This is a genomic window from Marichromatium purpuratum 984, assembly GCF_000224005.2.
GTDB lineage: Bacteria > Pseudomonadota > Gammaproteobacteria > Chromatiales > Chromatiaceae > Marichromatium > Marichromatium purpuratum.
In genome coordinates this window covers 1,957,476-1,979,862 of record NZ_CP007031.1, presented here as the reverse complement: position 1 = coordinate 1,979,862, position 22,387 = coordinate 1,957,476, and the positions used below count along the sequence as shown (strand labels likewise).

Below are 22,387 nucleotides of genomic sequence, written 5' to 3'. Positions count from 1 at the left end.
CCATGATTGAGGAACAGGGGCGGGTGATCGCCCGCGAGGGTGATCACGTCCGCGTCCAGACCCAGCGGCGCAGCGTCTGTGGCGGTTGTGCCGCGCGTGGCGCCTGTGGCACATCGCTGCTCGAGCGGCTGTTCTCCCGTCGCCTCGCCGAGGTTCGCGCGTTCGATCGGGTCGGGGTCGAGGTCGGCGACGAGGTGGTCCTGGCGATCTCGGCGCAGGACGTGCTTCGACTCTCGCTCGCGGCCTATCTGGCACCGACCCTGGGGCTGGTGTTCGGGGCCGTGGCGGGAACCGCACTCGGTGGCGCCGCGTCCGATCCGCTGGGGTTGCTCGGGGCCGGTTTGGGTCTTACTCTCGCACTGGTGTGGCTTCGCGGCTACAGCCGTGCCCTGGCCCGGGATCCATCACGCCAGCCGGAGGTGATCCGTCGTCTCGGCGCCGAGACGCAGCGGGTGACCTTGGTCGAGCCCTGACGGCTGATTGCGCCCGTCGCTCCAGGCGCCCGCGAACCCGCCAGTCACGCGGCTTCGGCCGTGCCGATGAATCTTTGAGGAGCAACCATGCGCTCGAAACCCCGTCTCTCGCTCGCTCTGACCACCTTGCTCTGCTGCGCCCTGGCGCCGGGGATGGCCGTCGGGCGTACCCTGCCGGACTTCGCCAGCCTGGTTGCCGAGAACGGCCCCTCGGTGGTCAACATCAGCACCAAGCAGCACACATCCTCGGTCTCCGAGATGCACGGCTTCACCATCCCCGACCTGCCCGATGAGGGGCCGCTGCGCGACTTCTTCGACCGCTTCTTCGGCGAGGAGGGCGAACTGCCCGACGATATCGAGTCGCGCTCGCTCGGCTCCGGCTTCATCGTCTCCTCCGACGGCTTTGTGATGACCAACTCACACGTCGTCGAGGGCGCCGACGAGATCGTGGTGCGCACCAGTGATCGGCGCGAGTTCGTCGCCGATCTGGTCGGCACCGACAAGCGCAGCGATATCGCCCTGCTCAAGGTCGACGCCGAGGGCCTGCCGGCGGTGCGCATCGGTTCCTCCAAGGATCTCCAGGTCGGTGAATGGGTGCTGGCGATCGGCTCGCCCTTCGGTTTCGAGTCCTCGGCCACCGCCGGTATCGTCAGCGCCAAGGGGCGTAATCTGCCCTCGGAGAACTATGTCCCCTTCATCCAGACCGATGTCGCCATCAATCCCGGTAACTCCGGGGGGCCGCTGTTCGATCTCGATGGCCGCGTGGTCGGCGTCAACAGCCAGATCTACAGCCGCACCGGTGGTTTCATGGGGCTGTCGTTCGCGATCCCGATCGATGTCGCCATGGACGTGATCGAGCAGCTCAAGACCAAGGGGCGCGTCACCCGTGGCTGGCTCGGGGTGATGATCCAGGACGTCACCCGCGAACTGGCCGCGAGCTTCGGCCTCAAGCAGCCGCGCGGTGCGCTGGTCGCCGAGGTGCTGGCCGACAGCCCGGCGGCGGCGGCCGGGTTGCGCCCGGGCGACGTGATCCTCGCCTTCGACGGCAAGGACGTGCTCACCTCCAGCGCCCTGCCGCCGCTGGTCGGGGTGACGCCGATCGGCGAGCAGGCCGAACTCAGGGTGTTGCGTCGTGGCGAGCGGATCAGCCTCTCGGTCACCATCGCCGAGCTGCCCGAGGAGGACGCCTTCGCCGCGCCGCCGGCGCTCGATGAGACCCCGGCCAACCGTATCGGTCTGGTGGTGCGCGCCATCGCCCCGGAGCAGCGCGAGCACTTCGGCGTCGAGCAGGGCGGGGTGATGGTCGAGGCCCTCGAGCCGGGGCCGGCCGAGCGCGCCGGGCTGCGCGTTGGCGATCTCATCCTGATGCTCGACGGCCAACCGGTCGCAGACCCCGCAGATTTCGAGCAGATCCTCGCCGGCATCGAGCCGGGGCGCTCGGTGGCGGTGCTGGTGCAACGCAGCGACGGACGGATGTTCTTCGCCATCCGCATGCCCGACCCCGAATGATCCGGGTACCGGCCTCGGCCAGCGCGGCTATCCTGGGCTGGCCGCTGGCCGCTGGCCGCTGGCCGCTGGCCGCTGGCCGCTGGCTGATGGCTGATGGCTGATGGCTGATGGCTGATGCGCCGCTGGCTGATGCGCCGCTGGCTGATGCGCCGTCCCCCGCGCCTCTGGTAAGATGAGCGGCTATCTGTCGCGATACCGCGCCGTCGATCGGCCGGCAGCGCGATCACTCGCATTCATCAGCCGCTGGGCGCACACGCAATCCCGATGACCGATCTCTCCCATATCCGCAACTTCTCGATCATCGCCCATATCGATCACGGCAAGTCGACCATCGCCGACCGCTTCATCCAGGTCAGCGGAGCCCTGACCGATCGCGAGATGTCGAGCCAGGTGCTCGACTCCATGGACCTCGAGCGCGAGCGCGGGATCACCATCAAGGCGCAGAGCGTCACCCTGAACTATCAGGCGCGCGACGGCGAGACCTACCAGCTCAACTTCATCGACACCCCCGGTCACGTCGACTTCTCCTACGAGGTGTCGCGTTCGCTCGCCGCCTGCGAGGGCGCGCTGCTGGTGGTCGATGCCGCCCAGGGGGTCGAGGCGCAGAGCGTGGCCAACTGCTACACCGCGATCGACCAGGGGCTCGAGGTGCTGCCGGTGCTCAACAAGATCGACCTGCCCTCGGCCGAGCCCGAGCGGGTGATCGGCGAGATCGAGGAGATCATCGGCCTGGAGGCCACCGACGCGCTGCGGGTGAGCGCCAAGACCGGTCTCGGCATCCCCGATCTGCTCGAGGCGCTGGTCGAGCGCATCCCGGCGCCCGAAGGCGATCGCGAGGCACCGCTGCAGGCGCTGATCATCGACTCCTGGTTCGACCCTTACGTCGGCGTGGTCTCGCTGGTGCGGGTGGTCAACGGCGAGATCCGTCGTCGCGACAAGATCCAGATGATGTCCACCGGGCGTACCCATCAGGTCGATGCGGTCGGCGTCTTCACCCCGAAGAAGACCGACCGCGAGTGTCTCTCCACCGGCGAGGTCGGTTTCCTCATCGCCGGTATCAAGGAGATCGACGGCGCGCCGGTGGGCGATACCATCACCCATCCCGACAACCCCGGCGCCAAGCTGCCGGGCTTCAAGGAGATGCGCCCGCGGGTCTTCGCCGGGCTCTACACCGTGGTCACCGACGACTACGAGGACCTGCGCGAGGCGCTCGGCAAGCTGCGCCTCAACGACGCCGCGCTCTACTACGAACCCGAGGTCTCGCAGGCGCTCGGCTTCGGCTTTCGCTGCGGCTTCCTCGGCATGCTCCACATGGAGATCATCCAGGAGCGGCTCGAGCGCGAGTACGACCTTGACCTCATCACCACCGCGCCCACCGTGGTCTACGAGGTGCTGCGCAACGACGGCGAGCTGATCAAGGTCGACAACCCCGCCAATCTGCCCGAGCCGAACCAGATCGACGAGGTCCGCGAGCCGATCATCGAGGCCCACATCCTCGTCCCGCAGGACTATCTCGGCGCGGTCATCACCCTCTGTATCGAGAAGCGCGGGGTACAGAAGAACCTGCAGTATCTCGGCGGCCAGGTGCAGGTGACCTACGATCTGCCGCTGAGCGAGGTGGTGCTCGACTTCTTCGACCGGCTGAAGTCGGTCAGCCGTGGCTTCGCCTCCTTCGAGTACGAGTTCAAGCGCTTCGAGGCCGCCGACCTGATCAAGCTCGACGTGCTGATCAACGGCGACAAGGTCGACTCGCTGTCCTCGATCGTCCATCGTGCGCAGTCGCAGTCGCGCGGGCGTGAGGTCACCGAGCGGATGAAGGAGCTGATCCCGCGGCAGATGTTCGAGGTCGCTATCCAGGCGGCCATCGGCACCAAGATCATCGCCCGCACCACGGTCAAGGCGCTGCGCAAGAACGTCACCGCCAAGTGCTACGGCGGTGACGCCACGCGTAAGCGCAAGCTGCTCGAGAAGCAGAAGGCCGGTAAGCGGCGGATGAAGCAGGTCGGCAAGGTTGAGATCCCGCAAGAGGCCTTCCTTGCCGTGCTCCAGGTCGGCAAGGATAATTGAGCCCGCCGGCCGCGCGCCCGGTGCGCGCGGCCCCGGCGCCCGTCACTCGCCGCTCGCCCGTTCGGGTGGACGCGCCCGCCGTCGCCTGTCGCCCCCCGGGGCACGGACCATCCCCTAAGGACCAAGAGACCCTGCAGACGCAATGACCAACTTCGACTTTCCCGCCTTCCTGGTGCTGGCCTCCGTGGTGACCGGCGCGATCTGGCTGCTCGACGCGCGCTGGCTTGCCCCGCGTCGCCGTGCCGCCGCCGGTGGCGCCCCGGTCAAGGAGCCGGTGGTGGTGGAGTATGCGCGCGCCTTCTTCCCGGTGATCTTCGCGGTGCTGATCCTGCGTTCGTTCGTGGTCGAGCCCTTCCGCATCCCCTCCAACTCGATGATGCCGACCCTGCTCACCGGCGACTTCATCCTGGTCAACAAGTACGCCTACGGGCTGCGTCTGCCGGTGCTCAACGCCAAGTTCGTCGACATCGGCGAGCCCGAGCGTGGCGACGTAGTGGTGTTCCGCTTCCCGCTCGAGCCCTCGACCGACTACATCAAGCGGGTGATCGGGCTGCCCGGCGACGTCATCGGCTATCGCGGCAAGACCGTCTATCTCAACGGCGAGCCGGTGGCCCAGCTGCCGATCGGGCGCTACACTGGTGTCGGCTCCGGGCGAGAGATGAGCGGCGCGCGCGAGGCCCTCGAGAGCCTCGACGGGGTCGAGCACAGCATCCTCACCCGTTCGCGCGCCCCCGATCTGCCGCCCGGCTGCCGGGTGCTCGCCTTCGGTTCGGTCAAGGTGCCGGAGGGGCAGTACTTCGTGATGGGTGACAATCGCGACAACAGCAACGACAGTCGCTGCTGGGGCTTCGTCCCGGAGGAGAATCTGGTCGGCAAGGCGTTCGGCATCTGGATGCACTGGGACGGTGCCCGCGATGGCCTGCCGATCGCCTGGTCGCGACTCGGCGACGGAATCGACTGAGGTCTTCAGGATGCCAACGGCGATCAACACTCCGCGCGCGCGTCAGTCCGGGCTGGGACTCTTCTCCTTCACGATCCTGGTCGGGCTGGCGGCCTTCTTCATCACCCTGCTGCTCAAGCTCGGACCGGTCTACATGCAGAACCTGACCATCCAGTCGGTGATGGACGGGCTTGAGGATCCGGTCGAGCCGGTGGGCAGAAATCCGCGCAAGATCACCGACTATCTCATGCGCAATCTCGATATCAACGGGATCACCTCGGTCTCGGCGCAGGAGTTCGTCATCAAGCGGACCGATGCCGACCGACTCAGCGTGGTCCTCGAGTATGAACGTCGCACGCATCTGTTCTTCAACGTCGATGCCGTGCTTACGTTCCACAATCAGGTGGAAATCAGCACTCAGTGAATGCAGACCCCAGACGGCTGGCCCGTGTGCTCGGGCACGAGTTCGCCCGCCCCGAACTGCTCGAACAGGCCCTGACGCACCGCAGCGTCGGCCCGAACAACAACGAACGTCTCGAGTTCCTCGGCGATGCCCTGATCGGGCTGCTGATCGCCGAGGCGCTCGGCCATCGCTTCCCCGAGGCCGCCGAAGGCACGCTCAGCCGTCTGCGCGCGAGCCTGGTCAAGCGCGAGTCGCTGGCCAAGCTCGCCCGCGGCATCGAACTGGGCGACTACATGCGCCTGGGGGCGGGGGAGCTGCGCACCGGCGGTCACGCCCGCGACTCGATCCTCGCCGATGCCCTGGAGGCGGTGCTCGGCGCCGTCTATCTCGACGGTGGCTTCGCCGTGGCCAATACCGTGGTGGCCAAGCTGTTCGCCGAGCGTCTCGAGCAGACCAGCATCGACCGTTCCGGCAAGGACCCCAAGACCCGGCTGCAGGAGTTCCTCCAGGCGCGCAAGCGACCGCTACCGGGCTATACGGTGATCACCATCGAGGGTGATCAGCATGCACAATCCTTCACCGTGGTCTGTGCGCTCGGCGATGCCGATCTGACCACCCGAGGCACCGGCACCAGCCGGCGCCGTGCCGAACAGGCGGCCGCCGAGGCCATGCTGGAGATCCTCGAACATGAATGACGCCATCACCGGTCGCTGCGGCACCGTCGCCATCGTCGGGCGCCCCAACGTCGGCAAGTCGACGCTGCTCAACCGCATCCTCGGCCAGAAGCTCGCGATCACCTCGCACAAGGCGCAGACTACGCGTCACTCCATCCTCGGGGTCAAGACCCGCGCCGAGGGACAGATCCTGTTCGTCGACACCCCGGGCATCCATCGTCGCGGCGAGAGTGCGCTCAACCGCTATCTCAACCGTACCGCGCGCGCCGCGCTCGCCGACACCGATCTGATCCTGTTCGTGGTCGAGGCGCTGCGCTGGACCGAGGAGGACGAGCAGGCGCTCGCCGCCGTCGCTCGCGCCGGGGTCGAGTGCATCGCGGTGGTCAACAAGGTCGACCGGGTCGAGGACAAGGAGGCGCTGCTGCCCTTCCTCCAGACCCTGGGCGAGCGTCACGCCTTCCGCGAGCTGTTCCCGGTCTCGGCGGCGCGCGGCAGTCAGGTCGAGGCGCTGGAGCAGGCGGTGCTCGCCGCGCTCCCCGAGGGCGAGCCGATCTTCCCCGAGGACCAGCTCACCGACCGCTCGGAGCGCTTCTTCGCCGCCGAGCTGCTGCGCGAACAGCTCACCCAGCGCTATGGCGAGGAGCTGCCGTATCGCACCACCGTCGAGATCGAGCGCTTCGAGGCGGTCGACGGGCGCTATATGATCAATGCCCTGATCTGGGTCGAGCGCCCGGGACAGAAGGCGATCATCATCGGCAAGCAGGGCGAGTCGCTCAAGGCCACCGCCACCCAGGCGCGTCTGGAGATGCAGAAGCTCTTCGACTGCCCGGTCCATCTCGAGGTCTGGGTGAAGATCAAGAAAAGCTGGTCGAGCGACGAGGCCGCGCTCGCGCGCCTCGGCTACAGCGAGGACTGATCGGCGGCGGTGAGCGCCAGCGCCTGTCACGGCTTCGTCCTGCACCGGCACGACTATCGCGACACCAGCCTGCTCGTCGAGCTGTTCTGTGTCGGGCGTGGGCGGCTGCCCGCAGTCGCCCGTGGCGCGCGGCGCGCCCGCGCTGGCGGGCGCGCCGCGCTGCTCCAGCCCTTCCAGCCGCTGTGGCTGGAACTCGGCGGACGCGGCGAGGTGCGCACCCTGACCCGGGTCGAGGCCGTGGACCGGCCCTATGCGCTCGCCGGTCGGGCACTGCTCTGCGGTTTCTATGTCAACGAGCTGCTGTTGCGTCTGCTCGGTCGCGAGGACCCGCACGATGCACTGCTCGACGACTACCAGGTCGCGCTCGCGGCGCTGGCCGCGGGAGACGACCTCGAGCCGGTGCTGCGCCGTTTCGAGCTGCGCCTGCTCGATGCCCTCGGCTATGGCCTCGCGCTCGATGTCGAGACCGCCACCGGCCGGCCGGTGCGCGCCACCGCCGACTATGTCTTCGAGCCCGAGCAGGGGCTGCGCGCGGCCACCGTCACCGATGACCCGCGACTGTGTTGCCGTGGCGCCACCCTGCAGGCGCTCGCCGCCGACGCCGCGCCGACCGATGCCGAACGCGCGCGCGAGGCGCGGGCGCTGCTGCGCGCCATGCTCGCCCCGCATCTCGGCGAACGTCCGTTGCGCACCCGCGCACTGTTCCAGCAGTGGTATGGCGGGCGTGAGCGTTCACCCCCACACTAGATTGAGTGGCGACGCCGGTCATGGCGCCGCCTTCCCGACCGTACGAAGCGAGGAGAAATCCCTTGAGCACGCATGCCAACGAGGTGCTGCTGGGCGTCAACATCGATCACGTCGCCACCGTGCGCCAAGCGCGCGGCACCCGCTACCCCGAGCCGATCCAAGCGGCGCTGGTCGCCGAGCAGGCCGGGGCCGACGCCATCACCCTGCACCTGCGCGAGGACCGTCGTCACATCCAGGACCGCGATGTCGAGCTGCTGCGCGGCATCCTGCAGACGCGGATGAACCTGGAGATGGCCGCCACCGCCGAGATGGGTGAGATCGCCGCCCGGCTGCGCCCGCACGATTGCTGTCTGGTCCCCGAACGACGCGAGGAGCTGACCACCGAGGGCGGGCTCGACCTGATCGCCAACCAGGCCCATCTCACCGAGTTCTGCGCCCGTCTGGCCGAGGCCGGGGTGCGGGTGTCGCTGTTCGTCGACCCCGAGCCGGCGCAGCTCGACGCGGCGCGCGCCATCGGCGCCCCGGTCGTCGAGCTGCACACCGGCCACTATGCCGATGCGCACACCCGCCAGACGCGCGCCGAGGCGCTGGCGCGCATCGAGCGCGCCGTCGAGCACGGTCTGTCGCTGGGCCTGCAGGTCAATGCCGGACACGGGCTCGACTACGACAACGTCAAGCCGATTGCCGCCATCCCCGGCATCACCGAACTCAACATCGGTCATGCGATCATCGCCCGCGCGCTCTTCTCCGGGCTCGATCGCGCGGTGCGCGACATGCGTGCACAGATCGCAGTGGCCAGCCGTCGCTGAGAGGCGGGCGCCGTCGGGGGAGGGCGCTCGGCGCGCCCGATCGACATGACCCTTTCGATCGGAACATGCCCGACGTCGTTCCCCGACCTCGATCTGCGGGCTAGACTGTGCCGCGGGAAAATGCTCCCGTCAGCCAAAGCCAAGAGCCATGTCCGCAGATACCCTGATCTTCTTGCTTGCTATCGATCGCGGGGTGGGCCCCGCGCCTCTGACCCGTCATCGCCCGAAGGCGGCCGTTCCCTTCGGTGGCAAGTTCCGGGTGATCGACTTCGCGCTGGCCAACTGTCTGCACTCCGGGCTGCGTCAGGTCCTGGTGATCACGCAGTACAAGAGTCACTCATTGCACAAGCACCTGCGCGATGGCTGGTCGATCTACAACCCCGAACTCGGCGAGTTCATCATCCCGGTGCCGGCGCAGATGCGTGACGGCAAGCATTGGTATGCCGGGCCTTTCGATGCCATTCGCCAGAACCGCAACCTGATCGAGCGCAATCGCGCGCGTCAGGTCCTCGCGCTCGACGGCAGTGCCGTTTATCGCATGGACTACAGCGAGGTGGTCCATGCCCATGTCGATGCCCGCGCCGAGGTCACGGTGGCGGTGCGCGAGGTCGACCCCGGCGCGCCGCCCTCGCAGACCCAGGCCCGCGTCGAACTCGACGAGCACGACCGCATCGTGCGTATCCTGCCGGCTGAGCGCGCCGGCGAGATCGAGGGCGAACGCGCCTTCGAGACCATGGGCGTCTATGTCTTCGATCGCGGCTGGCTGTTCGATGCCTTCGCTCGCCGCGAGAGCGCCGATGCCGAGGTCGGCCCGCTGCCCCCGGATCGGCATCTCGCCAAGGACGTGCTCGCCCATCTCACTCAGAGCCATCGGGTGCGTGCCTATCGCTTCGGTCAGGCGCGCGGTCGCGTCACCCCAGATCGCTATTGGTGCGATCTCTCCTCGGTCGATGCCTACTATCAGGCCAACATGGAGCTGTTGCGCCCGCAGCCGCCGCTCGATCTCTATCAGAACGATTGGAACATCCGCACCGCTCAGGGGCAGTATCCGCCGGCGCGCACCGTGCCCGGCGCGCGCAGCGGCAACGAGGGGGTGTTCGTCAACTCGATGCTCGCCGCCGGCACCGTGATCAGCGGCGGCGGGGTCAACCACTCGATGCTCTTCCCCTGCGTGCGCGTCGGCGACAGCGCCATCGTCGAGGAGGCGATCCTGTTCGACGGCGTCGAGGTCGGCGCCGAGGCGCATCTGCGCAACTGCATCGTCGAGAAGGGCGTGGCGGTACCGCCGGGCGAGCAGGTTGGCATCGACCTCGAACGCGATCGCGAGCGCTTCGATGTCTCCGAGGAGGGCATCGTGGTGGTGCCCCGGGATATCGAGTGGTAGCGGCGGCCACGCCGCAGACGGTCTATCAGACCCTGCTCGCGACCTACGGTCCCCAGGGGTGGTGGCCGGCCGAGACCCCGTTCGAGGTCATGGTCGGCGCCATCCTCACCCAGAACACCAGCTGGCGTCACGTCGAGCGTGCGCTCGACCAGGTTCGCGCCGAGACGGCGTTGAGTGCCGAGGCGCTGCTCGCGCTCGATCCGGCGCGCCTGGCCGAGCTGCTGCGACCCAGCGGCTACTACAGGGTCAAGACCCGGCGCCTGCTGGCCTTCTGCGAGCGCTATCATGCCGCTGGCGGTCTCGAGCCGCTCGCCGCGCTCGCCACCCCGAGGCTGCGCGAGTGGCTGCTGGCGACCCCTGGCATCGGCCCGGAGACCGCCGACGACATCCTGCTCTATGCCTTCGCGCATCCGGTCTTTGTGGTCGACGCCTATACCCGGCGACTGTTCTCGCGGCTCGGGTTGCTCGCCGGCGACGAGGACTACGAGCGCATCCGCCGCTGGTTCGAGCAGGCGCTGCCGGACGATGTCGCGCTGTTGCAGGAGTATCATGCGCTGATCGTGGCGCACGCCAAGCATGCCTGCCGGGCCAGGCCGGTCTGCGCGGGTTGCGCGCTGCGGGCGTGCTGCCCAGCATCGGCACCATCCAGCGAGCGCTGAGACGAGGATTGCGAGATCATGCCACGAATTGACAACCAGACCTTCTACGATGACGCGCTCAAGGCCCACGGCACCAATGCCGAGGGGGTGCAGTGGATCTCCGAGGAGACCCAGCGGGTACGTTTCCGGGTGCTGCGCGAGTTGCTACCCGAGGATCTCTCCAGCGTCGAGCTGGCCGATGCCGGCTGTGGTTTCGGCGACTTCCTCGTCTATCTGCGCGAGCGCGACCAGGCGCCGGGGCGCTATCTCGGTCTCGACGTGATGGCACCGATGATCGAGACGGCGCGCGCACGCACCGGTTGCGAGATCCGTCAGTGCGACGTGCTCCACGACCCGCTGCCCGAGGCCGATTACTACGTCTGCAGCGGCGCCATGAACATCCTCACCTGGGACGAGACCCAGACCTTCATCGGCAACTGTCTCGCCGCCAGCCGTCGTGGTTTCGTGTTCAACCTGCTCAAGGGCCGCGATACCTCGCTGATCTACAACTGCCGCCGGCCCGCCGAGATCGAGTCACTCGCCGCCGAGTTGAACGCCACCGTGCGGGTGCACGAGGGCTATCTGGCCGGTGATTTCAGCGTCCTGCTCGAGCGCCGCTGAACAAGGGGTTCGAGCCGCACGGTTGTTGACCGGTTCGGTTGTCGGGATGTGGCGCGGATAGGTTCTGTTTGGGCAGGCTTCAGCCCGCTGTACCGACCGACGACCCGGCGGGTGCGTCGCGACGGTGATGGCTCGGCTTCGTCCGAGGGGTGCGCCCTTGGCCCGGCAAAGGGCTGGACGTCCATAGTAGACTTATTCTCTTTTGCGGGAAGATACCGTGTTGCAACTGTTGGCGATCGCCGGGGGCGGCGCGCTCGGGGCGTTGTCGCGCTTCTGGATCTCGACCGGCGTCTATCGGGTGCTGGGGCGTGACTTCCCCTGGGGCACCCTGGCGGTGAACGTGATCGGCTCCTTCCTCATGGGGCTGCTGTTCGTGCTGCTCACCGAGCGGCTGGCGGTGGCGCCCGAGTGGCGCGGCGCCGTGCTGGTCGGGTTCCTGGGGGCCTTGACGACCTTCTCGACCTTCTCGATCGAGACCCTGAACCTGATCGAGCAGGGAGCGCTGTTGCGTGCCACCCTGAACGTGGGCGCGAGCGTCGGGGTGTGCGTGTTGCTGTGCTGGGCGGGCATCGCCCTGGGGAGGTCACTGTGAGTCACGAAGACGCGATCATGGTGCGGGTCTATCTCGCCGAGTCCGATCATGAACTGAAGCCCCTGGTGCACGTCCTGCGCGACGAGCTGGGGGTGCGCGGGGTGACGGTGCTGCGCGCGATCGAGGGCTATGGCCCCTCGGGGCGCACCCATGCCGCCTCGCTGGTCGATCTGTCGCTCGACCTGCCGCTGGTGGTGGAGTTCTTCGATGCCCCCGAGCCTGCCCGCGCGGCGATCGCCCGAATCCGTCATCAGGTGAAACCGGGGCACATCGTGTCCTGGCCGGTCACCATCGAATCCTGAAGCCAAGGAGACCACATGCTAGACCCACGACTGTTGCGCAACGATCTCGCGCGCGTTGCCGAGCTGCTCGCCCGTCGCGGCGTGACCCTGGATACCGCCCGTTTCGAGCAGCTCGAACAAGAGCGCAAGCGGCTGCAGGTCGAGGCCCAGACGCTGCAGACCGAGCGCAACACCCGCTCCAAGTCGATCGGCAAGGCCAAGGCCGCGGGCGAGGACATCGAGCCGCTGCTCGCCGAGGTCGCCGACCTGGGTGATCGGCTCAAGGCCGCCGAGCAGGCGCTGACCGAGTGCCAGGGCGAGATCGAGTCGATCGCGCTGGGGCTGCCGAACCTGCCCGACGACAGCGTGCCGGACGGTCGCGACGAGGCCGACAACCGCGAGGAGCGGCGCTGGGGCGAGGTGCCGAGCTTCGACTTCACCCCGCTCGATCATGTCGACCTGGGCGCGCGCAACGGCTGGATGGACTTCGATCTCGCCGCCAAGGTGACCGGTTCGCGCTTCGTCACCCTGTCCGGGCCGATGGCGCGGCTGCACCGCGCGCTGATCCAGTTCATGCTCGACGTGCACACCACCGAGCACGGCTACACCGAGACCTATGTCCCTTACCTGGTCAACGCCGACAGCCTCTACGGCACCGGTCAGCTGCCCAAGTTCGAGGAGGACCTGTTCAAGGTTCCCGGCGAGCGCGATCTCTACTTGATCCCGACCGCCGAGGTGCCGGTGACCAATCTGGCGCGTGACTGCATCTTCGAGGCCGATGAGCTGCCGCGCCGCTGGGTTGCCCACACCCCCTGCTTCCGCAGCGAGGCCGGCTCCTACGGCAAGGACACCCGGGGGATGATCCGTCAGCACCAGTTCGAGAAGGTCGAGCTGGTGCAGGCGGTGCCCGAGGCCGAGTCCTTCGCCGCGCTCGAGGCCCTCACCGGGCACGCCGAGTCGATCCTGCAACGGCTGGGTCTGGCCTATCGGGTGGTGACCCTGTGCACCGGCGATCTCGGCTTCTCCTCGCGCAAGACCTACGACCTGGAGGTGTGGCTGCCGGGTCAGCAGGCCTATCGCGAGATCTCCTCGTGCAGCAACTTCGGCGACTTCCAGGCGCGGCGACTGCGTGCGCGCTGGCGCAACCCCGAGACCGGCAAGCCCGAGCTGCTGCACACCCTCAACGGCTCCGGGCTGGCGATCGGTCGCACCCTGGTGGCGGTGCTCGAGAACTACCAGCTCGCCGACGGTCGGGTGACCGTGCCTGAGGTGCTGCGCCCCTACATGGGCGGTCTCGAGGTGCTTGGCTGAGTCCGGGCGCGCCGCCTCAGCGCGTCTGCGGGATATAGACGTAGGCGCGCGCCACCCCGGCGCCGACGATCTCCAGCGCCTTGCTGTCGTAGAAGTGCCCGAGCGCGGCGAGTGAGCCCGCCGGGTAGTCGCCGAGACCGACCTGATTGGCGGTGACCCGGTAGCGGCCCTCGCCGGGCGGCAGCTGCAGATAGACCGCGCAGGGGTTGGAGGTGCAGGTGCCGGTGTCGCCCGGCGCCAGGGTGATGCTGCCCCAGTCGGTGACATGGCGGGTGGCGGTGGCGCAGCCGACGAGGCTTGCGACCAGGACGAGAACGACAGGTCCGGCGCCGCAGACGGCGCGCGCGGGCTGATGCATGACGGGCTCCGGCCGGTCGCGACCGGCGCGTGTTCGGCAGGTGTCGTCAAGCATAGCGGTGTGGTCACCGGCTGTCTCCGTGGTCCGTCGATGGCGCGGTGGCCGGGGGAGGCACGACCCATTTGATCAATGCCCTTGCGCCCGTCAAAATGCATGCTCCGACGCGTTGCCTCGGGGCGGAAGCGCGGATGTTGTTCTATGCTGAACGCCCGAGGGTCAGGGAGACATGGCCATGGCGCACGCTCGGTCGCGACCGCTCCTTCCGCCCATCACCTCTCCGCCCCACCCCTAACCAAGCACGATGAGAAAAGGTTCCAGCCTCCGTTGTCCCGCCATCCCCAACCGTCCATGAACCCGATCGATGCCTGGGCGTGTCTCGATGCCCTCGATTGCGCGATTGCGGTGATCGATGCCGGGGGGCGGGTGCTCTACAGCAACCGCCAGCAGCGCGCGACCCTGCCGCTCGGTGTCTGGGCCGTGCCTGAGGGAGACTCCCGGGTGCTCGAGCAGGCGCGTCAGGGGGTCCGTGAGGTCTGCCGGGGGCAGCGCGCCGATTTCGCGCTCGAATACGCCTTACCGCTCGAGGGCGAGACCCGCTGGCTGAGCCTCGGTGCGCGTCTCCTGAGCGCTGATGTCGATGACCAGCGGTTGGTGCTGGTCGCTCATCGCGATGTCTCCGCCTATCGTCAGGCCGAGCAGGCGCTGGCGCTCACCCAGGGGCAGCTCGACAACTCCCCCGACCTGATCTTCTTCAAGGACCGCAAGGGACGTTATCTCGGTTGCAACCGTGCGCTCGGCGAGTTGATCGGTCGCGCGCCGGGAGAGGTCATCGGCCTGGATGATGATGCGCTCTTCCCGCCCGAGATCGCCGCGCGCGTGCGCGCCGATGATCGACAGGTGCTCGAACAGGGCAGGGCACACCGCTTCGACTTCTGGTACAGCGACACGCGAGGACGGCGCTTGCTCTTCGATGTCCTCAAGACGCCCTATCACGGTCCCGATGGCGAGCTGCTCGGGGTGATGGGGTGTGGGCGCGATCTCAGCGCCCTGTATCGTACTCAGACGCTGCTGAGCGAGGCGCAGGCAATCACCGCGCTGGGCAGCTGGGAACTCGAACTCGCCACCGCCCGGGTGTTCTGGTCGGCGCAACTGCTGGCCATCCTCGGCGTCGACCCTGGGGCCTTCGTCGCCAGTGAGCAGGGCCTGCTCGAACGGGTCCATGACGAGGATCGTGCTCAAGTCGTCAGCGTCCTGGATGCGGCGCGCCGCGGCCTCGCCACCGAGGACATTGAGTATCGCGTGGTGCGTCCGGACGGCGAGGTGCGCTGGGTGCGTCAGCGGATCCGTACCGCGCGCGGCGATCGTGGCGAGCTGGTGCGGGTGTTCGGCTCGGTGCTCGATATCACCGAGGATCGTCGCGCCCAGGAGGCACTGCGCTATAGCGAGGCGCGCTACCGCGCCCTGTTCGAGGGTGCCGAGGAAGCGATGTGGGTGATCGACGGCGCGGACCTGAGCTGTCTGGCCAATCCGGCCGCGGCGCGACTGTTCGGCTACGACAGCGCCACCGAGCTGACCGATGTCCACCCCGGTGCGCTCTCGCCCGAGTTTCAGGCCGACGGTCGTCGCTCGGCGGACAGCAACGTCGAGGTGTTGACCTTCCTCGCCGAGCACGGTAGCGCCTGCTTCGAGTGGCTGCACCGGCGGCGCGACGGCTCGACCTTCCCGGCCGAGGTGCGTACCCGGCGCATCGAGCTGGAGAGCGGACAGCTGCGCGTGGCGATCATCCGCGATCTCAGCGAGCAGCGCCGGCGCGAGGACATCCTGCGTCTGACCAACGCGGTGTTCGAGAACACCGCCGAGGGTATCATCGTCACCGACGCCGACGGCGAGATCGTCGCGGTCAACCCCGCCTTCAGCGAGATCACCGGCTACACCCCGGAGCAGGTGAGGGGGCGCAACCCGCGTCTGCTCAAGTCCGGTCGCCAGGGCCCCGATTTCTATCGTCAGCTGTGGCGCGCGCTGCTCGACCAAGGGCGCTGGCAGGGCGAGCTGTGGAACCGGCGGTGCAACGGCGAGCTTTATCCGCAGTGGATGAGCATCAACGCCATCCGCAATCATCACGGTCGGGTGGCCAACTATGTCGCCATCTTCAGCGACATCACCGAACGCTACCGCTCGGCCGAGGAGATCGAGTATCTCAGCAACCACGACCCGCTCACCGGTCTGCCCAACGCCCGGCTGCTGAAACAACGCCTGGCCCAGGCCGTCGACCTGGCCGCCCTCCATCGTCAGCGTCTCGGGGTCTTCTATGTCGATATCGATCGCTACAACGACGTCATCGCCAGCTATGGCCACGGTGTAGCCGACACCGTGCTCTGCGTGCTCGGCGAACGACTGAGCGAAGCCACCGGCGTCGGCGATCTGGTGGCGCGACTGAGCGACGATACCTTCGTCATCCTCACCGAACTCGGCGAGGAGCTGGCCACCGCCTCGGCGTTCGCCGCGCACTATCTCGCCATCTGTTGCCAGCCGATCGAGATCGCCGGTCACGGTCAGCTCACCCTCAGCGCCTCGGCCGGTGGCGCGCTCTATCCCGGCGATGGCGAGGATGCCGCCGAGCTGCTGCGCAACGCCGCCTCGGCACTGCTCTCGGCCAAGCGCTGCGGGCGACGCTCGATCGCCTTCTACCGCCCCGAGATCACCGCCGCGGCGGTCGAGCGCCTGGCGCTCGAGGAGGCGCTGCGCATCGCCCTGGCCGAAGAGCAATTCGTCGTCCACTATCAGCCGCTGGTCGAGCCGCAGCAGAACGGTATCCATGCTGCCGAGGCGCTGCTGCGCTGGCGACGTGGCGCTCAGCTGGTGATGCCCGGGGTGTTCATCGACATCATCGAGAGCAGCGACCTGGTGGTGCCGGTGGGGCGCTGGGTGATCGAGGCGGTGTTGCGTCAGATGCGGTTGTGGCGCGACGCCGGGTTGCCCGAGATCCGCGTCTCGGTCAACGTCTCCGAGCCGCAGATCACCGCCGGCGGACTGACCGAGACCATCGCCGACCTGCTCGAGCGCTACGACATCCCCGCGCGCCTGCTCCACATCGAGCTGATCGAGCGGGTGTTGCTGCACGACCCGGAGCGCGCGCTGGCCGAGCTGGAGCGACTGCGCGCCCTCGGCATCGGCATCTCGCTCGACGACTTCGGTACCGGCTATTCCAGCCTCAGCTATCTCATCCACTTTCCGGTGGACTTCATCAAGATCGACCGCAGTTTCGTCAACGACCTCGCCACCGACGGGCGCAGCCGCGCGATCGTGCGCGCCATCCTGTCGATGGCGCGCAATCTCGATATCGGCACCGTTGCCGAGGGCGTCGAGGACATCCGCCAGCAACGCATCCTCACCGCCGAGGGCTGCGACCTGATCCAGGGCTATCTGATCAGTCGTCCGGTCTCGGCCAATACCCTGACGCGCATGCTCGAGGCCCAGCAGCGCGCGCGCGGGCCTCGCCGCTCGCCCCAACGCGCTCTGGTCCCGACGGCGGGCTGACAGGTCCAATCCTCATTCCCAACGCACAGGAGATCGCCACATGACGACCACCTTCAGCGCCTATCGGATCGATCGTCACGACGGCGCCCAGCAGCTCGAACTGACGCGGCTGACCGAGGCCGACCTCATGGAGGGCAATGTCACCGTCGCGGTCGAGTACTCGACGCTCAACTACAAGGACGGACTGGCGCTCACCGGACGCTCGCCGATCGTGCGTCGTTTCCCGCTGATCCCCGGCATCGACTTCGCCGGTCGCGTGGTGGAGTCGGGCGATCCGCGCTTTCGCCCCGGCGATCGGGTGGTGCTCAACGGCTATGGTGTCGGAGAGAAGCATTCCGGTGGCTATGCCGGGCGCGCTCGGGTGTCGGGCGACTGGCTGGTGGCGCTGCCCGAGGGGCTGACCAGCCGCCAGGCGATGGCCATCGGCACCGCCGGTTACACCGCGATGCTCGCGGTGCTGGCGCTGGAGTCGCACGGGCTCGAACCGGGTGCCGGCGAGGTGCTGGTGACCGGCGCCGCCGGCGGCGTCGGCAGCATTGCCGTGGCCCTGCTGGGGCGGCTCGGTCATCGGGTGACCGCGGTCACCGGACGGGCGCACGAGGCGGGCTATCTGCGCGAACTCGGCGCCACCGAGATCCTCGATCGCGCCGAGTTCACCCAGCCCCCGCGCCCGCTCGAATCAGAGCGCTGGGCGGCGGCGATCGATGTCGCCGGCGGCCTCACCCTGGCCAACGTACTCAGCCGCATGAAGCGCGCCGGCGCGGTGGCCGCCTGCGGGCTGGCCGATGCGATGGAGCTGCCGACCACGGTCGCGCCCTTCATCCTGCGCGGCGTCACCCTCTACGGCATCGACTCGGTGATGGCTCCGCACGCGCTGCGCGAGCGCGCCTGGGCGCGCTTGGCGCGCGATCTCGACCTCGACCGGCTCGAGACCATGACCCGTGAGGTCGACTTCGCGCAGCTGCCTCAGGCCGCCGAAGAGATCCTCGCCGGGCGGGTCCGTGGGCGCACCGTGGTGCGCATCCCCGAGGCCGACTGAGCCGAGCCACTGGCATCCCGCCCGCGGCGGACCCACATCTCTACCCAATGGGGGCGCGCGGAGCGCGCCCCGTCGATCGGTCGACCACGCCGCCCAGGGACGCGCGTCGTGTGCCTGCCGCACTGTCGCCGAGGCATCCGGCCGACCGCACCGGATGCCTCCGCGATAGAATCGTGCATCGCCTTAAACCTAACGAATTCAGCCATGAACGCTCAAGCCGCACCGGCTCCGCGCAGTGACGACGCGACCCTCGACGTCGTCGCGTTGCGCGCCCAATTCCCCATCCTCTCCACCCAGGTCGATGGTCGCCCGCTGGTCTATCTCGACAGCGCCGCCTCGACCCAGCAGCCGCAAGCGGTGATCGCGGCGGTCAGCGATTATCACCGTGCCGCCCACGCCAACATCCATCGCGGCAACTACCGCCTCTCGCAACACGCCACCCGGCTCTACGAGCACGCCCGCGCGGCGGTGGCGCGCTTTCTCAATGCCGCCGAGCCTGCCGAGTGCGTGTTCACCCGCGGCACCACCGAGGCGATCAACCTGGTCGCCGCCACCTGGGGGCGCGCCAACCTCGGCCCCGGCGACGAGATCCTGCTCTCCAACCTCGAACACCACTCCAACATCGTCCCCTGGCAGATGCTCGCCGAGCAGACCGGGGCGCGTATCCGCGTCATCCCCATCGACGACGCCGGTGACATCGACCTCGAGGCCTACCGTCGGTTGCTCTCGCCACGCACCCGGTTGGTCGGGGTCAACCAGGTCTCCAACGCCCTCGGCACCGTCAACCCGGTGCGCGAGATCATCGAGCTGGCCCATGCGCACGGTGCCCTGGTGCTGGTCGACGGCGCCCAATGGGTCGCCCACGGGCGCACCGACGTGCGCGCGCTCGACGCCGACTTCTACGCCTTCTCCGGCCACAAGCTCTACGGCCCGACCGGGATCGGCGTGCTCTATGCCAAACGCGCGCTGCTCGAGGCGATGCCGCCCTATCAGGGCGGTGGCGACATGATCGAGCAGGTCAGCTTCGAGACCACCCGCTATGCCGCGCCGCCGACCCGCTTCGAGGCCGGTACGCCCAACATCTCCGGCGCGGTGGGGCTGGGCGCGGCGATCGACTGGATCGAGTCGGTCGGCTTCGAGCGCATCAGTGCCCACGAGCAGTGGTTGCTGCGTCATGCCACCGAGCGCCTGGAGGCCATCCCCGGACTCGCGCTCAAGGGCCGGGCGCGGCGGCGCAGCTGTGTCGCCTCCTGGGTGATGGAAGCCCCGGCGATCTCCAGCCTCGACCTCGGCACCGCGCTCGATCTGCGCGGCATCTGCGTGCGCACCGGGCACCACTGCTGTCAGCCGCTGATGGAGCGGCTCGGCGTGGCGGCCACGGTGCGCGCCTCCTTCGGGGTCTACAACACCCTGGAGGAGATCGACCTCCTGGCCGATGCGCTGGTCGAGATCGCCGCCGAGACGCGCGCGCGTCAGGCACGGGTCGCGCCCGTCGCCGAGGTCGCGCTCGACTACCCGGGGCCGAGCGCCGAGTCGCCCGCCGCCGCCGCCGCGCAGATCGCCGACGACTTCGAGCTGCTGCCCGACTGGCCGACCCGGCACGAGTACATCATCGATCTCGGCGGTCGGCTGCCGCACCTGCCCGCGTCGATGCAGAACGCCGCAACGCATGTGCAGGGGTGTCAGAGCCAAGTCTATATTGCCGCCCGCGCCATGCCCGACGCCCCCGAGCGCGTCGAGTTCCTCGCCGACAGCGACGCCGAGCTGGTGCGCGGGCTGATCGCGCTGCTCCAGCAGCTCTACTCCGGGCAGCGCGCGCGCGACATCCTCGACTTCGACGCCCGCGCCTTCTTCGCCCGGCTCGGGCTCGACGGGCATCTCAGCATGAACCGGCGCAATGGCCTCGAGGCGATGGTGCAGCGACTGCGTCAGGTGGCCGCGCGCCAGGTCGCGGCAGACGCCTGAGTGAATGCATTGGCACGGGGCCGGACGGCCCCGTGCCGGGGGAGGGTGGGGCGCGCCTCAGCGCACCGCCATGATCAGCACGATCACCAGCGCGGCGACGGCGCCGAGCGGTACGATCGCCGCCGCCCAGTCACCCTTCTCGGCCTTGGGGCCGTGCTCCTGCCAGCGCTTGTAGACCGGCCAGAGATAGAACAGCATCAGCCCGAGCAGGGCTGCGGCCATGATCTTCAGAAACAGTTCCATGGTGGAGACCTCCGGCGAGACAAACAAAAGCCCCGGCGCGGGGCCGGGGCTGTCGAGGGGCGAGCGTGGCGGTTACTCGTCGCCCATGATGCCGAGGATCTGCAACAGGCTGATGAAGATGTTGAAGATGCTCAGATAGATGCCGTAGGTGGCCATGATGTAGTTGGTCTCCTCACCCCGCGCGATCCGGCTGGTATCGAACAGGATGAAGCCGCTCATCAGCAGGATGATGGCCGAGGAGATCGCCAGCGACAGCGCCGGCATCTGCAGGAACAGGTTCGCGATCACCGCGATCATCACCACCATCATGCCGGCGAAGATGAACCCGCCCATGAAGCTGAAGTCACGCTTGCTGCTGAGCGCGTAACCCGACAGCCCGAGGAAGATCGCGGCGGTGCCACCGAAGGCCAGACCCACGGTCTGCGGGCCGTTGGGCAGTGCCAGATACATGCTCAGGATCGAGCCCAGACCGAAGCCCATCAGGCCGGTGATCAGGAAGATCACGCCGATGCCGGCCGAGGAGTTGGCGGTGCGCGGCAGCACGAACATCCCCAGCACCATGGCCACGATCACCGAGGCCAGGTAGGTCCAGGAGGGCATCGCCAGCGCGATCGACAGCATCGCCGTCAGCGCGCTGAAACCGAGGGTCGCGGCCAGCAGCAGGTAGGTGTTCTTGAGCACCTTGTTGGCCGAGACGGCCGACGGAGCACTCTGAACGAAGGAAAAGTTGTTGTTGGCCATGTCGTGCATTCACTCCTTATGGTCGAACAGGTTGAGAAACCGAGTTGATCGCTGGGTGAGACTGATTGCGATCTCTCAAGTTCCAGAAGGATACCTGACCCGCCGTCCCGCGCAAGCCCGACCGGACTTGGGAAAACGCCCGAGTTGCGGTATCCTTCCATCCCCGCCAGATGCGGACGACCGGCACCAACTCAAGCCATCCCCACAGGTCGTCCCGCGCGTACCCCGGAGAGGTGGCTGAGCGGTCGAAAGCGGCGGTCTTGAAAACCGTTGACTCGAAAGGGTCCGGGGGTTCGAATCCCTCCCTCTCCGCCAAACACTCCCAAGCCGTGAAGCCGTCGATCTGCAGGATGGGCCAGGCGCGGCGTGCCGATCGTCTCGCGCTCCGTCGGCTCAAACCGCTTGATCACGACACTCCGCGCGATCCGCCCTCCCGTCGTCAACCGGCCGCATGTTCATGAACGCTCGTCTGGGCCGGATACTTGGTCGCATGGGCTCAATGGATTGACCTGACGCTCCCCTCGCTTGATCCGCTCGAAGAGATCAGGGTCGGGCCATTGCTCGGTGATGGCCGGTGCGAACTCAATCGCCGGCAGGTCGATGCGGCCCATGCGCGGGTTGTTCGCGTCTGCGCGGAAGCACTGCGCGTAGCCGGTCTCTGTTTCATGGACGATGACCGAGTGCAGACGTACATCGGTTTCGCCGTTGGCCATGTCGGTCAGCGACAGGGCGGTGTCGACAAGACGGAAGAACAGGCGCGAGAACTGTTCGGCGCTTGGTGATACCGGGATCAGCACCCAGCGTTCCGAGTGTTTGCGCATTGCATCCAGGTATTCGGGATCATCACCCGACCACAGCGCAATGGAGTGATCGAAGGCGTCGATCAGGTCGCGCACGTGGCTCTTGAGCAGGCCGAAGTCATAGATCATCTGGCCATTGTCGAACGCATGTGCCTCCAGCAGCAGCTCGACCTTGTAGGAGTGGCCGTGGATGGAGTGCGAGCACCGTCGCGTGCTGCATCCGCGTACGACGTGTGCGTTCTCGAATTTGAACAGCTTGCGAATCAGCACGCGCCACCTCTCTGGCGAGAGCAATCGAGTGCCACGATAGCGTTAACGGGGAAGTGGCGGCGCCCGAGG

General features: G+C 67.8%; 22 protein-coding genes and 1 tRNA gene. 19 read left to right on the top strand and 4 right to left on the bottom strand.

Annotation, left to right across the window (positions count from 1 at the left end):
• Window positions 1-2 precede the first annotated feature (2 nt).
• From MARPU_RS08760 to serS, 15 genes are all read left to right on the top strand, one after another.
• Window positions 3-473: a SoxR reducing system RseC family protein gene (locus MARPU_RS08760; protein ID WP_005224162.1), complete on the top strand. Its 471-nt coding sequence runs from the start codon at window positions 3-5 to the stop codon at window positions 471-473.
• An 87-nt stretch (window positions 474-560) separates the two neighbouring features.
• Entirely contained in the window at window positions 561-1,982 is a 1,422-nt protein-coding gene (locus tag MARPU_RS08755) for a DegQ family serine endoprotease (RefSeq protein WP_005224161.1), read from the top strand.
• Window positions 1,983-2,246: 264 nt separating this feature from the next.
• On the top strand, window positions 2,247-4,049 hold the full coding sequence (gene lepA / locus MARPU_RS08750; RefSeq protein ID WP_005224160.1) for a translation elongation factor 4: 1,803 nt from the start codon (window positions 2,247-2,249) through the stop codon (window positions 4,047-4,049).
• A gap of 142 nt (window positions 4,050-4,191) precedes the next feature.
• Entirely contained in the window at window positions 4,192-5,010 is an 819-nt protein-coding gene (lepB, locus tag MARPU_RS08745; protein ID WP_005224159.1) for a signal peptidase I, read from the top strand.
• Window positions 5,011-5,020: 10 nt separating this feature from the next.
• Complete coding sequence (locus tag MARPU_RS08740) at window positions 5,021-5,413, top strand: DUF4845 domain-containing protein (RefSeq protein ID WP_005224158.1); 393 nt, start codon at window positions 5,021-5,023, stop codon at window positions 5,411-5,413.
• Window positions 5,410-6,087: a ribonuclease III gene (gene rnc, locus MARPU_RS08735; RefSeq protein WP_005224157.1), complete on the top strand. Its 678-nt coding sequence runs from the start codon at window positions 5,410-5,412 to the stop codon at window positions 6,085-6,087. The genes MARPU_RS08740 and rnc overlap by 4 nt, the downstream gene beginning before the upstream one ends.
• On the top strand, window positions 6,080-6,982 hold the full coding sequence (era, locus tag MARPU_RS08730; protein ID WP_005224156.1) for a GTPase Era: 903 nt from the start codon (window positions 6,080-6,082) through the stop codon (window positions 6,980-6,982). The genes rnc and era overlap by 8 nt, the downstream gene beginning before the upstream one ends.
• Before the next feature lie 9 nt (window positions 6,983-6,991).
• A complete protein-coding gene (gene recO / locus MARPU_RS08725) occupies window positions 6,992-7,729 on the top strand; it encodes a DNA repair protein RecO (RefSeq protein ID WP_005224155.1) in 738 nt (245 codons plus the stop codon).
• A gap of 20 nt (window positions 7,730-7,749) precedes the next feature.
• A complete protein-coding gene (pdxJ, locus tag MARPU_RS08720) occupies window positions 7,750-8,538 on the top strand; it encodes a pyridoxine 5'-phosphate synthase (protein WP_051415145.1) in 789 nt (262 codons plus the stop codon).
• A gap of 148 nt (window positions 8,539-8,686) precedes the next feature.
• Complete coding sequence (locus MARPU_RS08715) at window positions 8,687-9,922, top strand: GlgC family sugar phosphate nucleotidyltransferase (RefSeq protein WP_005224153.1); 1,236 nt, start codon at window positions 8,687-8,689, stop codon at window positions 9,920-9,922.
• On the top strand, window positions 9,916-10,581 hold the full coding sequence (locus MARPU_RS08710; protein ID WP_005224152.1) for an endonuclease III domain-containing protein: 666 nt from the start codon (window positions 9,916-9,918) through the stop codon (window positions 10,579-10,581). Before MARPU_RS08715 ends, MARPU_RS08710 begins: the two co-directional genes overlap by 7 nt.
• Before the next feature lie 18 nt (window positions 10,582-10,599).
• Entirely contained in the window at window positions 10,600-11,181 is a 582-nt protein-coding gene (locus MARPU_RS08705; RefSeq protein WP_005224151.1) for a class I SAM-dependent methyltransferase, read from the top strand.
• Window positions 11,182-11,398: 217 nt separating this feature from the next.
• Window positions 11,399-11,773 (top strand): fluoride efflux transporter CrcB, encoded by a 375-nt coding sequence (gene crcB / locus MARPU_RS08700; RefSeq protein WP_005224150.1) that lies wholly within the window; start codon window positions 11,399-11,401, stop codon window positions 11,771-11,773.
• Window positions 11,770-12,075 (top strand): DUF190 domain-containing protein, encoded by a 306-nt coding sequence (locus MARPU_RS08695; RefSeq protein WP_005224149.1) that lies wholly within the window; start codon window positions 11,770-11,772, stop codon window positions 12,073-12,075. The genes crcB and MARPU_RS08695 overlap by 4 nt, the downstream gene beginning before the upstream one ends.
• 15 nt (window positions 12,076-12,090) lie before the next feature.
• The gene (gene serS, locus MARPU_RS08690; protein ID WP_005224148.1) at window positions 12,091-13,365 is read left to right on the top strand and encodes a serine--tRNA ligase; all 1,275 of its coding nucleotides are present in this window, start codon (window positions 12,091-12,093) and stop codon (window positions 13,363-13,365) included.
• A gap of 16 nt (window positions 13,366-13,381) precedes the next feature.
• On the opposite strand, the gene MARPU_RS08685 is transcribed toward serS, so the two are convergent.
• Window positions 13,382-13,723 carry a hypothetical protein gene (locus MARPU_RS08685; protein WP_005224147.1) on the bottom strand — a complete coding sequence of 114 codons (342 nt, stop codon included), beginning with the start codon at window positions 13,721-13,723 and terminating at the stop codon, window positions 13,382-13,384.
• A 348-nt stretch (window positions 13,724-14,071) separates the two neighbouring features.
• Between MARPU_RS08685 and MARPU_RS16660 the strand changes: the two genes are divergently transcribed.
• The 3 genes from MARPU_RS16660 to MARPU_RS08670 all read left to right on the top strand — a co-directional run bounded on the left by MARPU_RS16660 (window position 14,072) and on the right by MARPU_RS08670 (window position 20,264).
• Window positions 14,072-17,260, top strand: a complete 3,189-nt coding sequence (locus tag MARPU_RS16660; protein ID WP_005224146.1) for a bifunctional diguanylate cyclase/phosphodiesterase — start codon at window positions 14,072-14,074, stop codon at window positions 17,258-17,260.
• Window positions 17,261-17,300: 40 nt separating this feature from the next.
• A complete protein-coding gene (gene acuI / locus MARPU_RS08675) occupies window positions 17,301-18,299 on the top strand; it encodes an acrylyl-CoA reductase (NADPH) (RefSeq protein ID WP_005224145.1) in 999 nt (332 codons plus the stop codon).
• Window positions 18,300-18,503: 204 nt separating this feature from the next.
• Entirely contained in the window at window positions 18,504-20,264 is a 1,761-nt protein-coding gene (locus MARPU_RS08670; protein ID WP_005224144.1) for a SufS family cysteine desulfurase, read from the top strand.
• 57 nt (window positions 20,265-20,321) lie between these two features.
• On the opposite strand, the gene MARPU_RS08665 is transcribed toward MARPU_RS08670, so the two are convergent.
• On the bottom strand, window positions 20,322-20,507 hold the full coding sequence (locus tag MARPU_RS08665; protein WP_005224143.1) for a hypothetical protein: 186 nt from the start codon (window positions 20,505-20,507) through the stop codon (window positions 20,322-20,324).
• A 72-nt stretch (window positions 20,508-20,579) separates the two neighbouring features.
• On the bottom strand, window positions 20,580-21,248 hold the full coding sequence (locus tag MARPU_RS08660) for a Bax inhibitor-1/YccA family protein (protein WP_005224142.1): 669 nt from the start codon (window positions 21,246-21,248) through the stop codon (window positions 20,580-20,582).
• Between the two features lie 227 nt (window positions 21,249-21,475).
• On the opposite strand from MARPU_RS08660, the gene MARPU_RS08655 reads away from it, so the two are divergent.
• Window positions 21,476-21,563 (top strand) — tRNA-Ser (locus MARPU_RS08655).
• Between the two features lie 140 nt (window positions 21,564-21,703).
• Here the strand turns inward: MARPU_RS08655 and MARPU_RS08650 are convergent.
• Complete coding sequence (locus MARPU_RS08650) at window positions 21,704-22,318, bottom strand: 6-pyruvoyl trahydropterin synthase family protein (protein ID WP_005224141.1); 615 nt, start codon at window positions 22,316-22,318, stop codon at window positions 21,704-21,706.
• Window positions 22,319-22,387 lie beyond the last annotated feature (69 nt).

What these genes read in the sequence shown, in the direction of transcription:
- MARPU_RS08760 (WP_005224162.1), top strand. Translation starts at nt 3, where the DNA reads ATGATTGAGGAACAGGGGCGGGTGATCGCCCGCGAGGGTGATCACGTC.
- MARPU_RS08755 (WP_005224161.1), top strand. Translation starts at nt 561, where the DNA reads ATGCGCTCGAAACCCCGTCTCTCGCTCGCTCTGACCACCTTGCTCTGC.
- lepA (WP_005224160.1), top strand. Translation starts at nt 2,247, where the DNA reads ATGACCGATCTCTCCCATATCCGCAACTTCTCGATCATCGCCCATATC.
- lepB (WP_005224159.1), top strand. Translation starts at nt 4,192, where the DNA reads ATGACCAACTTCGACTTTCCCGCCTTCCTGGTGCTGGCCTCCGTGGTG.
- MARPU_RS08740 (WP_005224158.1), top strand. Translation starts at nt 5,021, where the DNA reads ATGCCAACGGCGATCAACACTCCGCGCGCGCGTCAGTCCGGGCTGGGA.
- era (WP_005224156.1), top strand. Translation starts at nt 6,080, where the DNA reads ATGAATGACGCCATCACCGGTCGCTGCGGCACCGTCGCCATCGTCGGG.
- pdxJ (WP_051415145.1), top strand. Translation starts at nt 7,750, where the DNA reads ATGGCGCCGCCTTCCCGACCGTACGAAGCGAGGAGAAATCCCTTGAGC.
- MARPU_RS08715 (WP_005224153.1), top strand. Translation starts at nt 8,687, where the DNA reads ATGTCCGCAGATACCCTGATCTTCTTGCTTGCTATCGATCGCGGGGTG.
- MARPU_RS08705 (WP_005224151.1), top strand. Translation starts at nt 10,600, where the DNA reads ATGCCACGAATTGACAACCAGACCTTCTACGATGACGCGCTCAAGGCC.
- serS (WP_005224148.1), top strand. Translation starts at nt 12,091, where the DNA reads ATGCTAGACCCACGACTGTTGCGCAACGATCTCGCGCGCGTTGCCGAG.
- MARPU_RS08685 (WP_005224147.1), bottom strand. Translation starts at nt 13,723, where the DNA reads ATGCATCAGCCCGCGCGCGCCGTCTGCGGCGCCGGACCTGTCGTTCTC.
- MARPU_RS16660 (WP_005224146.1), top strand. Translation starts at nt 14,072, where the DNA reads ATGAACCCGATCGATGCCTGGGCGTGTCTCGATGCCCTCGATTGCGCG.
- acuI (WP_005224145.1), top strand. Translation starts at nt 17,301, where the DNA reads ATGACGACCACCTTCAGCGCCTATCGGATCGATCGTCACGACGGCGCC.
- MARPU_RS08670 (WP_005224144.1), top strand. Translation starts at nt 18,504, where the DNA reads ATGAACGCTCAAGCCGCACCGGCTCCGCGCAGTGACGACGCGACCCTC.
- MARPU_RS08665 (WP_005224143.1), bottom strand. Translation starts at nt 20,507, where the DNA reads ATGGAACTGTTTCTGAAGATCATGGCCGCAGCCCTGCTCGGGCTGATG.
- MARPU_RS08660 (WP_005224142.1), bottom strand. Translation starts at nt 21,248, where the DNA reads ATGGCCAACAACAACTTTTCCTTCGTTCAGAGTGCTCCGTCGGCCGTC.